This is a genomic window from Tateyamaria algicola (assembly GCF_047715485.1).
Classification (GTDB): domain Bacteria; phylum Pseudomonadota; class Alphaproteobacteria; order Rhodobacterales; family Rhodobacteraceae; genus Tateyamaria.
In genome coordinates this window covers 23,145-34,682 of sequence record NZ_CP180421.1, presented here as the reverse complement: position 1 = coordinate 34,682, position 11,538 = coordinate 23,145, and the positions used below count along the sequence as shown (strand labels likewise).

The 11,538-nt window shown below is 62.0% G+C and carries 12 protein-coding genes; 8 read left to right on the top strand and 4 right to left on the bottom strand.

Annotated features, from left to right (window positions below; translation table 11 throughout):
• Window position 1 precedes the first annotated feature (1 nt).
• The 7 genes from ACMHLQ_RS02075 to pqqE all read left to right on the top strand — a co-directional run bounded on the left by ACMHLQ_RS02075 (window position 2) and on the right by pqqE (window position 4,750).
• On the top strand, window positions 2-127 hold the full coding sequence (locus ACMHLQ_RS02075) for a hypothetical protein (protein WP_415401022.1): 126 nt from the start codon (window positions 2-4) through the stop codon (window positions 125-127).
• A 4-nt stretch (window positions 128-131) separates the two neighbouring features.
• Window positions 132-1,490 carry a sigma-54-dependent transcriptional regulator gene (locus ACMHLQ_RS02070; RefSeq protein ID WP_415401021.1) on the top strand — a complete coding sequence of 453 codons (1,359 nt, stop codon included), beginning with the start codon at window positions 132-134 and terminating at the stop codon, window positions 1,488-1,490.
• A 122-nt stretch (window positions 1,491-1,612) separates the two neighbouring features.
• Entirely contained in the window at window positions 1,613-1,717 is a 105-nt protein-coding gene (gene pqqA / locus ACMHLQ_RS02065) for a pyrroloquinoline quinone precursor peptide PqqA (RefSeq protein WP_415401020.1), read from the top strand.
• Window positions 1,718-1,741: 24 nt separating this feature from the next.
• Window positions 1,742-2,638 (top strand): pyrroloquinoline quinone biosynthesis protein PqqB, encoded by an 897-nt coding sequence (pqqB, locus tag ACMHLQ_RS02060; RefSeq protein WP_415401019.1) that lies wholly within the window; start codon window positions 1,742-1,744, stop codon window positions 2,636-2,638.
• Window positions 2,635-3,381: a pyrroloquinoline-quinone synthase PqqC gene (gene pqqC, locus ACMHLQ_RS02055; RefSeq protein WP_415401018.1), complete on the top strand. Its 747-nt coding sequence runs from the start codon at window positions 2,635-2,637 to the stop codon at window positions 3,379-3,381. Before pqqB ends, pqqC begins: the two co-directional genes overlap by 4 nt.
• A complete protein-coding gene (gene pqqD, locus ACMHLQ_RS02050; protein ID WP_415401017.1) occupies window positions 3,378-3,659 on the top strand; it encodes a pyrroloquinoline quinone biosynthesis peptide chaperone PqqD in 282 nt (93 codons plus the stop codon). Before pqqC ends, pqqD begins: the two co-directional genes overlap by 4 nt.
• Window positions 3,659-4,750 carry a pyrroloquinoline quinone biosynthesis protein PqqE gene (pqqE, locus tag ACMHLQ_RS02045; protein ID WP_415401064.1) on the top strand — a complete coding sequence of 364 codons (1,092 nt, stop codon included), beginning with the start codon at window positions 3,659-3,661 and terminating at the stop codon, window positions 4,748-4,750. The genes pqqD and pqqE overlap by 1 nt, the downstream gene beginning before the upstream one ends.
• Window positions 4,751-4,755: 5 nt before the next feature.
• Here the strand turns inward: pqqE and ACMHLQ_RS02040 are convergent, their stop codons facing one another.
• The 4 genes from ACMHLQ_RS02040 to ACMHLQ_RS02025 all read right to left on the bottom strand — a co-directional run bounded on the left by ACMHLQ_RS02040 (window position 4,756) and on the right by ACMHLQ_RS02025 (window position 10,771).
• Window positions 4,756-6,963, bottom strand: a complete 2,208-nt coding sequence (locus ACMHLQ_RS02040) for a PAS-domain containing protein (protein ID WP_415401063.1) — start codon at window positions 6,961-6,963, stop codon at window positions 4,756-4,758.
• 6 nt (window positions 6,964-6,969) lie between these two features.
• On the bottom strand, window positions 6,970-8,148 hold the full coding sequence (locus ACMHLQ_RS02035) for an FIST N-terminal domain-containing protein (RefSeq protein ID WP_415401062.1): 1,179 nt from the start codon (window positions 8,146-8,148) through the stop codon (window positions 6,970-6,972).
• A 35-nt stretch (window positions 8,149-8,183) separates the two neighbouring features.
• Window positions 8,184-8,882 (bottom strand): response regulator, encoded by a 699-nt coding sequence (locus ACMHLQ_RS02030; RefSeq protein ID WP_415401068.1) that lies wholly within the window; start codon window positions 8,880-8,882, stop codon window positions 8,184-8,186.
• Between the two features lie 113 nt (window positions 8,883-8,995).
• Complete coding sequence (locus tag ACMHLQ_RS02025; RefSeq protein ID WP_415401061.1) at window positions 8,996-10,771, bottom strand: PQQ-dependent methanol/ethanol family dehydrogenase; 1,776 nt, start codon at window positions 10,769-10,771, stop codon at window positions 8,996-8,998.
• Window positions 10,772-10,999: 228 nt separating this feature from the next.
• Here ACMHLQ_RS02025 and ACMHLQ_RS02020 point away from each other — a divergent pair, with 228 nt between their 5' ends.
• Complete coding sequence (locus tag ACMHLQ_RS02020) at window positions 11,000-11,521, top strand: hypothetical protein (protein WP_415401060.1); 522 nt, start codon at window positions 11,000-11,002, stop codon at window positions 11,519-11,521.
• Window positions 11,522-11,538: the final 17 nt, after the last annotated feature.

The window sequence follows — 11,538 nt, the reverse complement described above, 5'->3', positions numbered from 1 at the left end:
GATGAAAGCCATGTTGATGGGCTTTGCGGCGATGATCGTGATTTCGGTGGGCTCGTATTTCGTGCTGCAAGAGCTCGGCTTTTCCGCCGAGACGCGCGGTTCGGGTGATGCGGTGAGGCTGGATTGATCCGATGAACGCGCCGCCGAAAGTGACACGGGCCACGCCGGACATGTATGGCAAGTCGCTGGCCGGGGCGTCGATCCTGGTGATCGATGACGAACCGGGGATGCGCCATTTCCTGACCAAGACATTCGAGGCGCGGGTGAAGCGGGTGGATGCGGTCAGTTCGCCCGTCCAGGCGACCAAGGCGCTGGACGAGGCGCAATATGACCTTGTGATCATCGACAACCTGATGCCGGGCGGCACGGGACTCGATTGGTTGACGGAACAGCAGCGCAAGGGGTTCTTTGCCGATGCGATCCTGATCACTGCTTATGCCGATTTAGAGACTGCGATTGCCGCGCTGCGTGCCGGTGTCAGTGACTTTGTGCTCAAACCCTTCCGCGCCAACCAGATTCTGAGCGCCGTGGCCCGCACCCTGGATCGCAAGTTTCTGCAACGTGACAACACCTTGCTGCGCCGCGAACTGTCCACCGGGACGGGTCGGGGCAAGCTGTTGGGTAATTCGGACCCGATGGAGGATGTGCGGGCCATGTTGGCACGCCTTGCGCCCCTGCCGACACCTGTGCTGTTCACCGGCGCAAGCGGCACCGGGAAAGAGCTAGCGGCCCGCCATCTGCATGATGCGTCTGACCGCGCCGATGCCCCCTTTGTTCCGATCAACTGCGCCACGCTGCATCCCGACCGCTTTGCCGAGGAGTTGTTTGGCATCGTGGAGGGGGAGGACCATCTGAAACCTGGCCTGTTGCTGCTGGCCGATGGCGGTACGCTGTTTCTGGACGAGATCGCGCAGATGCCCGAGACGGTGCAGGCCGCGATGCTGCGCGTTCTGGAGGATAAGAAAGTCCGCCCTGTAGGTGCAGAACGGGAGTTACCGCTGAACCTGCGATTCCTGTTTGCCACCAATGACGATATCGAGGCCTCGGTGACAGCGGGGCGGTTCCGGGCCGACCTGTATCACCGTATCCATGTGGTCAAGATCGAGATGCCCCCGCTCAAGGATCGGATGGACGATATTGTCGAATTGGCGGCCCATTTCATGGCGCATTTTTCGGCCAGCCTTGGCATGCCATCTCTGGAATTGAACGAAGAGACGTTGTTGAAGCTGCGCCGGTATGACTGGCCCGGCAACGTGCGCGAATTGCGCAATCTGATCGAACGCTCTGTTATCCTTGGTGAATTTCCTGACGCATTTTCCGGCGATGGCAGTGTGGCGGGGGCGCAGGCCATCGAAAACCTCGACCTTGTGATGCAGCGCCACATCCTGCGGATGCTTGACCGGTGCGACGGCAACCGCGCCGAGGCGGCGCGCCGTCTGGGCGTGTCGCGCAAGACCATCGACCGCAAGATGGCGGTGTGGTCAGAGTAAGCCTGTAATCATCGTTATGTTAAATATGAGACGTGATCTTGCACCTTGGTCTCATAGACATCTGCCTGTGACCACCCGACAGTAAACCGGCAAATTGTGCTAACTATTCGGGAGGACTTACCATGGCATGGTCAAAACCAATCATTCGCGAAATCGAATGCGGCATGGAAATCAACATGTACGGACCAGACGGTGAGCGCGACGGCGACGACGGCGATCTGTTCTGAACAACGCGGCGTGCGGAGGGCTGAATGACGTTCCGCACGCATATTCTTGGTGCTGCCGCCGGGGGTGGTCTGCCACAGTGGAATTGTGGATGCGAGAATTGCACCCTGGCGCGCGCGGGCGAGATCCCGGCGCAGTCGCAATCCTCGGTCGCCTTTTCGGCCAACGGGTCGGACTGGGCAATCCTCAACGCTTCCCCCGATATCAGAGACCAGATGGCGCGGGCCCCTGCGTTGCATCCGACGGATCTGCGGACGTCGCCCTTGCGCTCTGTCCTGCTGACGAACGGTGATATCGACCATGTTGCGGGTTTGCTTACGCTGCGCGAGCAGCAGGCGTTTCAGCTGTTTGCCACGGCCGAAATTCACCAGGTGCTGGCCGACAACCCGATCTTTGCCGCGCTGAACCCGGCTTTTGTCACACGCACCCCCATTGCGCTGGAACAGGATTTCGAGCTTGCGCCCGGCCTGACCGCGCGCCTGTTCCCGGTGCCGGGCAAGGTGCCCCTCTATCTTGAGGGGGAAACGGTGCAGACCGATCTGGTGGGGGAGCAGACCGTAGGCGTGCAGTTGCAGGCTGCGGGCAAGACCGTGTTCTACATCCCCGGATGCGCCGCGATGCCGCCCGATCTGCAATCCCGTCTGGATGGGGCCGATATGGTGATGTTTGACGGCACGCTGTGGCAGGATGACGAGATGGTGGCAGCCGGGCTGAGCCAGAAGACAGGGCGGCGCATGGGCCATATGTCGATGTCGGGGCCCGAGGGGTCGATTGCGGCCTTTGCCCCCATCTCGGTCAGGCAAAAGGTTTTTGTGCACATGAACAACACGAACCCGGTCTTGCGGCCCACATCCCCGCAGCGTGCGGCTGTGACCGAGGCGGGATGGATCGTGGCCCATGACGGATTGGACATGATGATATGACCCCGTCCCGTGCCGCGTTCGAGGACCGTTTGCGCCAGATCGGGGCCGAACGGTATCACGACAAACACCCGTTTCACGACCTGTTGCACGGCGGCGGCTGTTCCCCGGATCAGGTGCGGGCGTGGGTGATCAACCGATTTTACTATCAGGCCAGCATCCCGATCAAGGATGCCGCTTTCATGAGTCGTGTGGACGACCCGGCGCTGCGCCGGGCGTGGCGATCCCGGATCGAGGATCATGACGGCACGGCCGAGAACGAGGGTGGCATTCAGCGCTGGCTGCGTCTGGCGGATGCGGTGGGCCTGGACCGCGACTATGTGGCCAGCAAACAGGGCGTTTTGCCCGCGACGCGGTTTGCGGTGGACGCCTATGTGCGCTTTGTCCGGGACAAGACCTTGCTTGAGGCGGTGGCCGCGTCCCTGACCGAGCTGTTTGCCCCCAAGATACACGCCGCCCGGATCGAAGGGTTGTTGGCCAATTACGCCTTTGCGGATGATTCAAGCCTGTCCTATTTCCGCAACCGGTTGACCGAGGCACCCAAGGATGTCGCCTTTGGCCTCGCCTGGGTTCTGGATCACGCGGACACGGCGGAAAAGCAGGATGCGGCGGCGGCGGCGCTGACCTTCAAGACCGATGTGCTGTGGGCGCAGCTGGATGCGCTGCACGCGGCCTATGTCACGCCCGGGCGCATTCCGCCGGGTGGCTGGCAACCCGACACGCATCTGAGCGGTGCTGCCACATGAGCCGGATCGAGGGCACGGCCATCCCGACCATTCCGCGCGGTGTGCGGCTGCACGAGGACAAGGTGCGGGGCCTGTGGGTGCTGCTGGCCCCGGAGCGGACCATCAACCTGGACCCGATCGGGCTGGCCATCCTGACTGAGATCGACGGCGCGCGCTGCTTTCGCGATCTGGTGGCTGCACTGGCGGCGAAATACGATGCTCCCGTCGATCAGATCGAGGGGGACGTGGCCGAATTCATCACCGGCCTGACCGACCGCCGTATATTGGAGCTTGCCTGATGGCCGCGCCCGACATCCCTGCCCCTATTGCGATGCTGGCCGAGGTGACGCATCGGTGCCCGCTGTCCTGTCCCTATTGTTCCAACCCCGTCGAGATGGCGAAGAAGGAGGCGGAACTGAGCACCGAGGTCTGGGCGGATGTGTTTGCGCAAGCTGCCAAGCTGGGCGTTTTGCAATTGCATCTGTCGGGGGGCGAGCCGGCCTCGCGGCGCGATCTGGTGGAACTGGTTGCAGCGGCGCGTGAGGCCGGGCTTTACACCAACCTCATCACCTCGGCGATTGGGCTGACGCAGCGCCGTCTGGCGCAGCTGGACGCGGCGGGGCTGGATCATATCCAGCTGTCGCTGCAAGGCACCGATGCCGACATGGCGGACAGGATTGGCGGGTACAAGGGCGGCTTTGCGCGCAAGATGCAGGCGGCAGAGTGGATCGTCGAGGCGGGCTTTCCCTTGACCCTGAACGCTGTGGTCCATCGCCAGAACCTGCACCAACTGCCCGAGGCCATCGAGATGGCTGTCGCGATGAAGGCGCGGCGCATGGAGGTGGCGATTGTCCAGTTCCATGGCTGGGCCATGCTGAACCGGGATGCGATGATGCCCACCCGCGCGCAGGCTGAGGAGGCCACGCGTATCGTGGCCGAGGCCCGCAAACGGCTGAAAGGTGTGCTGGTGATCGACTATGTGCCTGCCGATTATCACAGCGACTATCCCAAACGGTGCATGGGGGGTTGGGGTACAACCGGGCTGAACGTGACGCCCGAGGGGCTGGTGCTGCCCTGTCATGCGGCGCAGACGATCCCGGCGCTGACCTTTGACACTGTGATGGACCGGCCCCTGTCGGACATCTGGTACGACGGGGCGGCGTTCAACGCCTATCGCGGCGAGGACTGGATGCAGGATCCGTGCAAGACCTGCGACCGGCGCAAGCTGGATTTCGGCGGGTGCCGGTGTCAGGCCATGGCCATCGCCGGGGATGCCTCCGCAACCGATCCGGTCTGTGTCAAGTCGCCCCTGCACGCCAGGATGGCCGATCTGGCAGAGGCGTTTTCCAGCGATGATGCGGCAGAGTTGGTGTACCGACAAAGCCCCTGACCGCGTCAGGCGCCTTGCGATGTGAACAGATCAACCAGCAGATGTCGCAGGCGGGTTTTCTCGATCGGTTTGGCGACCAGCTGAATGCCAAGGGTCTTGCACCGGTCCCTGAGCGTCTTGGTCCGTTCCGCCGAGATGATGGCGGCAGGCACGTGGCCGTAGCGCTGGGTGATGTCCTGCAAGAGGTCGGCCCCGTTCTGACCGGCGCCCAGTTGGTAGTCGATCAGCATCGCATCGGGGACAAGCTGGATTTCCTGCAGGATGGCCAACGCCTCTTCGGCGGTGTGGGCGTGAATGACCTGTGTGCCGAACCCTTCGACCATCGCCGTGATGGCCTGGGCCAGTTGCGGATTGTCTTCAACCAGCATCAGCAACTGGTCCGACAGCACGTGCTGGGCGGAAAACGCGGTGTCTGCGCCGACCTCGATGGCGGGTACGTCGGGTTCGCTGATCGGCACGTTGAGGGAAAAGCAGCTGCCCAGCCCGGGTTCGGACCACAGGCCAAATGCGTGGTCCAGCCCTTTGCAGGCGCGTTCGACAATCGACAGGCCAAGCCCCAGACCGGCATCCGCATTGTCTGGTGACAGGCGTTCGAATTCGCGGAAAATGGTTTGCTGATCTTCCTGCGCGATCCCGCGCCCGGTGTCCCAAACCTCGATCCGCGCGACGCGTCCAGTGCGCCGCACTCCGACCAGCACGCGGCCCTCGGCGGTGTAGCGGATCGCGTTGGTCAGCAGGTTCTGCACGATCCGGCGCAGGTATCCCGGATCGCTTTCCACAGTCAGCCCGCAATCCACGATCCGCAGATCAAGCCGCTTTTGCTGCGCAATTGGCATGAGTTCGTTGCGCAAGGGCTCAAAAATCTCGGACAGGCGCAGGGGTTGAACATCGAACACCGCCTTGCCCGCGTCCAGTTTGGAGATGTCGAGCAGCGCGGCGATGAACTGTTCGACGCTGGCCAATGCCATCTCGGCCTTTTCCGTGATGCTTTTGGCCTGGGCCGGGTCGCTTTCTTCGGACAGCGAGGACAGGAACAGCTTGGCCGCCGAAAGCGGTTGCAGCAGGTCGTGGCTGGCAGCAGCGACAAAGCGGGATTTCGAGGCATTGGCGCGCTCTGCCTCGGCCAGGGCAAGGCCCAGTTCGCGGGTCCGGTCCTCGACCCGTTGTTCCAGCAATTCGTTCAGTTCGAACAGCCTGCGCGCGGTGGCGCGTTCGGCTGTGACGTCGGTAAAGCTGATCACGAAACCCCGGTCCGGCATTTCCTGGGCAAAGACGCTGAAGGTTTGGGTGTTGTCCCGGTTGACCTCGAACATGATGGGTTTGCGATCACTTGCGCGGTTGGCCCAAGCCTTGAGTTCGGCGGCGTCCATGGTCGCATCGAAGGTCAGCCCGTCTTTGAGCCATTGCAGCAGCACGTTGAAACTCATGCCGAGGGCGGAATTGTGGGTCTCTGCCTTGAACAGGCCATCCATTCGCGAGTTCCAGCCCACAAGGGTCTGGTTGCTGTCGAAGATGCAGACGCCCTGGTTGAGATGGTCCAGCGTGGCCTGCAGGATCTCGGCCTGCTTGTCGCGCATGCGCGCGCGTTCCTGGCGTTCGCGCCGGATGATCGACGTGACGTCGGTTTGCAGAATGACAGTGCCGCCGCGCGATGTGCGGTGTTCGCTGACCTGCAACCAGCGATCCCATTTGAGGCGGACGTTAAAAACGACGTGATCGTCCCCATGGCGTTCCAGCCGCTGTGCGATCCAGTCGTCACGGGTCTGCCCTTCTGGCAGGGCAAGGAAACCGCTGCCCGAAATCAGCTTTACGTAATCCTCGAATTGCAGCCCACCGACCAGCAGCCCGGCAACATCCGTGAGGTCGCGGCAAAAGCGGCTGTTGGACAGCACAAGGCCGTCGACGGGCTCGAACAGGGCGAAGCCTTCGTTGATGGTTTCGATGGCTTCGGTCAGGTTGGATCGGGCCCGCTCGGTCTCGTCATTCGCGATCTCGAGCCGGGTGTTTGATTCCTGCAAGAGATCAAGCGCGCGCTCGAGGTCATGGGTCCGTTCGCGCACCTCGGTTTCCAGCAGAGCGGCGCGTTCGAACTGCTGATAGGCCAGACCGGACTGTTCGTTCTTCTGCTCGACCCGGCGCATCAGCGACTGTGCAATCTGCATCAGCTTTTCGTTCTGACGTTCAATCGTATCGCTGGGGTTGACCAAGGACATGCGGCGTCACTCGTCCTCGGCATAGATGGCGACACCGCTCATCGTGTGATTGACGTGCAGGGGGCCGATCTGTTCGCCATAGGTCGAAAAGCCGGTGACGTTGTGGGCCGAGAGGATTTCGGACAGATCGCGGGTCATCTGTGACTGTTCCGCCTCGATCCGGCGCAGGATGCAATCGCAGCCGAGGATATGCGCGGGCTTGCCCCCTTGCGACAGGGCCGCCATCCGGCCGCGCAGGTGTTCGACCATGTTCTGCGGCGAGGCGACGGTCAGCACCATCCCCTCGTCGATGGCCGAAAAAAAGACCAGTTCGCCCGCGTCATTCACCTGCTGGATCGCGCGCACATGGTGGGCCCCGCCGATCCGCACCACAACGGGGTGGGAGGCAAAGGTAAAGCGGTCAAGCTGCGCGGGGTCCTTGCCGACGATGCGGGCATATTCGGGGGCGGCCGGCTCTGCGTTGATGGATTTGACGATGCGGCGGCCCGGATCGGCCTCGGTTACGACCATTTGCTGATCGGCGGGCACAAGGTGATCCAGGCTGAACACCTCGGTTCTGTAACGGCTGCGCACCAGCGTGAGAACGGCAGCATTGCTCGCAATCTTGCCGTTGAGCGAGACGTAGGTGCGCTGAAAGTCGGTGCCATCCCCGGCCGATCCGCCAAAAATGGGCATGTCGCGCAGTGCGGGCGAGATGGTGGCCGTCAGCGCGTCTTCGGCCAGCGACAAGCCGTCCACCACCAGAAAAGCAAAGCCATAGGCCATGTCGACATTGCGTTCCTGCAACCGGAACCGTTCCAGCGCGATGCGGTCGATGAGGGGCTGTGGTTTCAGGTCGTTGATGTCTTCGATCTGCAAGGACGTCGTGGCAAACCCTGCCGTCGGGAATCCCACCGCGATGATCTGGCCCTCGTCGTATCCCGATGCGCTGATTTCCCCGGCGGTGGTGCAGGCCACGACGTTGGTGTCGGGGTAGTGACGCTCTGCCTCGGCCACCACATTGGCGAAATCGGCACGGGGCGAGACGAACAGGGCAAGCAGGCCAAGCGCCTCTGATCCGAAGTCGCGTTTGATCTGTGCGATAGGCGATGTGTTTGCCGCTGAAACCTGACCTGTCAGCAAAACCGGGGGCACGGCGGAACCAGCCGCGACGGCCACTTGACCCGTCTCAACAATCGTCGACATTTTAGTATTTCTCCCTGCCAGGGAGGATATTGCGGTCACTCACCGCTTGGCAAGACACTTGCAAAACGGGCGTCCTGTGCGACGAGCACGGCCTGGGTCCGGCTTTGAACGCCCAGCTTGCGCATGATGGCGGTCACATGCGCCTTTACCGTTGTCTCGGCGATGGTCAGATCAAAGGCGATCTGCTTGTTCAGCTTGCCCTCGCAGATCAGCTCGAGGATGCGCGCCTGCTGATTGGTGAGCGAGGACAGGCGGCTGACGGTCTCGTCGTGGTCATTGGCGCTGCTGCTTTCGACATATCCGGCGGGTTTGTAGACCTCGCCCTGCTCGATCTGGTGGATCGCCTCTTTGAACACCGCGCGGGGGCTGTGTTTGGGTACGAAACCGGCGGCACCGGCAACAATGGCCCCGCTGATGATCGAGTTGTCGGTCATGGAAGACGCGATGATCACCGGCGTCTTTTCGGCCTGCCGCTTGAGGCGGATCAGCCCGTCCAGCCCGTTCACGTCTGGCAGGTTCAGATCGAGGATGACAAGGGATGGGGGGTCGTGCTTTGCCAGCAGGTCCAGCGCGCCCTCGAGACAATCGGCCGTGCGCACGACGGTGAATTCCGCCACGGATTTCAACGTCAGTTCCAGGGCGTCGCAAAACAGGGGGTGGTCGTCCACGACCAGGGCCCAATCTTGTTTCCGGGGGCCTGGCGCCGGATCGGGTTCAGTGCGTTCACGAGACATCATAACCAATGGTAGTCCGACACGAGGCCGCGGGTCACTTGTCAAAAGGTATTAGACACGGAAAAAGGCGCACCCCGTTTTCAGGGATGCGCCTTGGTGTTTGAATGCGCCGATCAGTTAGAGGCGTATTGCTTGGGCAGGCGGAATGTCCACAGCAAGCCACCCTGGTTCAGGTAGTTCACCTTCTTGGCGACTTCGCCACCCCACAACGGCACAGCGCCACCCCAACCGGAAATCACAGTCAGGTATTGTTCGCCGTCCTGTTCCCAGGTGACCGGCTGGCCGATCACGCCCGAACCCGTCTGGAACGACCACAGCTGTTCACCGGTTTCGTCGTCAAAGGCGATGAACTCACCCTCTGGCGTGCCGGTAAAGACGAGGCCACCAGCCGTTGTCATCACGCCACCCCACAGCGGGGCGTTGTTCTTGAACTCCCACTTCAGGTCGCCGGTGTCGGGGTCGATGGCCTTCAGGCTGCCGATGTGGTCGTCATAGTTCGGCTTGATGGTAAAGCCGGACCCGAGATAGGCCGCACCTTTCTTGTAGGTGATCGGCTCGTTCCAGATGTCCATGCCCCATTCGTTCGAGGGGACGTAGAACAGACCCGTCTTGGGGCTGTGCGCCATGGGCATCCAGTTCTTGCCACCAAGGAAGGAGGGCGAGGCAAAGACAACTTCGCCCTTCTTGCCATCTGCCGCCTCTGCGGGATCGCCGGGGCGGTTGCCCTCGACAAAGATCGGGCGACCGGTTTCGTCGATGCCCTCAGCCCAGCTGATGTCTTTGACAAACGGGGTGGCCGAGACAAAGGCGCCGTCTTCGCGGTTGAGCACGTAGAAGTAGCCATTGCGGTCCGCCGTGGCAAAGCGCTTGTTGCCGGAGCGGTCCTCGTAGGCGACGACCTCGTTCACGCCGTCATAGTCCCACCCTTCGCGCGGTGTGGTCTGGTAATGCCACTTGATTTCGCCCGTCTTGGGGTCGATCCCGATGCGCGATGCGGCATAGAGGTTGTCACCCTTGTTGCCCTCGGTTGGCTGGCCCGCATTGCGCAGGTGGCTGTTCCAGGGCGCGGGGTTGCCGGTGCCGAACACCAGCGTGTCAGTGTCCGCATCGTAAGAGCCGCCAAGCCATGTGGCCCCGCCGCCCGTTTTCCACATGTCACCGGGCCAGGTCGCGTTCAGCGTGCCGGTCATGGTGCTTTCTTCGCCGTTGAGCGTGCCCATGTGCCCTTCGATCACGGGGCGGGTCCAGACCAGGTCGCCGGTTTCGGCGTCACGGGCCTGCACTTCGCCGACGATGCCAAACTCACCACCCGAGTTGCCGGTGATGATCAACCCGTCCACGATCAGCGGCGCGGCGGTATAGCTGTAGCCGGCCTTGTAATCCGCGATCTTCTTGTTCCAGACGACATCGCCCGTCTTTTGGTTCAGCGCGACAATGCGGGCATCCAGCGTGCCGAAATAGATGTTGTCGCCGTAGATGGCGGCGCCACGGTTCACCACGTCACAGCAGGGCAGGATGCCTTCGGGCAGGCGGGCATCGTATTGCCACAGCTCTTTGCCTGTCATCGCGTCAATTGCGTACATCCGGCTGTAAGAGCCCGTGATATACATCACGCCGTCATGCACGATGGGCTGCGTTTCCTGGCCGCGCTGCTTTTCGCCGCCCAGGCTGAAGGCCCAGGCCGGTTGCAGGTTCTTGACGTTGTCCTTGTTCAGGATTTCGAGGGGCGAGTAGCGCTGCAGATGGCGACCCATCCCGTTGGTCAACACGTCGTCCGTCGTCGCGGCGTCGTTGGCGATCATCTCTTCGGTCACGCCGGCGGCCTGTGACTGCGAAAAGGCGGTCGTTGCCAGAATGCCGACCGCGGCGGCAATGATAAATCTGTTCATTGTGTCTAGTCTCCTCCCAATGCCCTGTTGGCGGGCGTATCTCTCAAGGTCACGCAGAACAGATGTCGTGCAATCGACCCTGGCCACAGTATTCGTCCAAAGCGTGTTTCCCGGTATTGAACAATGGTCGTAAGCGGGCACGGGCCCAGGTGAGTGGGCGATTTGCGACCTTGGTCGGACAGCACCAAACGGTCGGATGCCATATCCTGCGCGGCGGGAGGAGCGATCATGAACCATGTCCTCGGGGCCGTTTTCAGCCTTGCGGCCTGCGCGGCCGTTGCCGAGCCGCGCGGCGTCTTTTTGCAGGATATCGAGGGCCAGCGCATCAGGGTCGCAACCCTGACGATTGCGGATGATGGCGGCTATGAGGTTGTCATGGACGCGGCCCCTTTTAACGATCACTTCCTGTCTATGCGCCCGTTCAAGTGTCTTGAGGGGCCGCAAAAACACTGGTGTCACGTCCCCTACCCCTATGAAATCGCGCGCAATATCTCGGTCGATCTGACCGATCTGGAATACGACCTGTTGTTCGTGTGGAAAGGGGCCACCGACTACGGCATTAACATGTGGAACGGTGTCTACTATCAACTTGAGCAGACAGGCGGCGTGATCACCGGCACGTTGCACGAGATGGATATGGACACCCTGTCAGCCCCGCCCCCTGCCGGAGAGCTGCGGCCCCTGCGCGCCAGCGATCTGCACGCAAGCGACCCGGAAAGCCATTGGCTGCCCCACATCATCATCGAGTAAGCCCAGCCCGCCCCACG

Bases quoted from the DNA above. Each gene is read 5' to 3' on its own strand.
- ACMHLQ_RS02040 (WP_415401063.1), bottom strand. From the start codon at position 6,963: ATGTCCTTGGTCAACCCCAGCGATACGATTGAACGTCAGAACGAAAAG.
- pqqA (WP_415401020.1), top strand. From the start codon at position 1,613: ATGGCATGGTCAAAACCAATCATTCGCGAAATCGAATGCGGCATGGAA.
- ACMHLQ_RS02075 (WP_415401022.1), top strand. From the start codon at position 2: ATGAAAGCCATGTTGATGGGCTTTGCGGCGATGATCGTGATTTCGGTG.
- ACMHLQ_RS02025 (WP_415401061.1), bottom strand. From the start codon at position 10,771: ATGAACAGATTTATCATTGCCGCCGCGGTCGGCATTCTGGCAACGACC.
- pqqE (WP_415401064.1), top strand. From the start codon at position 3,659: ATGGCCGCGCCCGACATCCCTGCCCCTATTGCGATGCTGGCCGAGGTG.
- pqqC (WP_415401018.1), top strand. From the start codon at position 2,635: ATGACCCCGTCCCGTGCCGCGTTCGAGGACCGTTTGCGCCAGATCGGG.
- pqqD (WP_415401017.1), top strand. From the start codon at position 3,378: ATGAGCCGGATCGAGGGCACGGCCATCCCGACCATTCCGCGCGGTGTG.
- ACMHLQ_RS02070 (WP_415401021.1), top strand. From the start codon at position 132: ATGAACGCGCCGCCGAAAGTGACACGGGCCACGCCGGACATGTATGGC.
- pqqB (WP_415401019.1), top strand. From the start codon at position 1,742: ATGACGTTCCGCACGCATATTCTTGGTGCTGCCGCCGGGGGTGGTCTG.
- ACMHLQ_RS02035 (WP_415401062.1), bottom strand. From the start codon at position 8,148: ATGTCGACGATTGTTGAGACGGGTCAAGTGGCCGTCGCGGCTGGTTCC.
- ACMHLQ_RS02020 (WP_415401060.1), top strand. From the start codon at position 11,000: ATGAACCATGTCCTCGGGGCCGTTTTCAGCCTTGCGGCCTGCGCGGCC.
- ACMHLQ_RS02030 (WP_415401068.1), bottom strand. From the start codon at position 8,882: ATGTCTCGTGAACGCACTGAACCCGATCCGGCGCCAGGCCCCCGGAAA.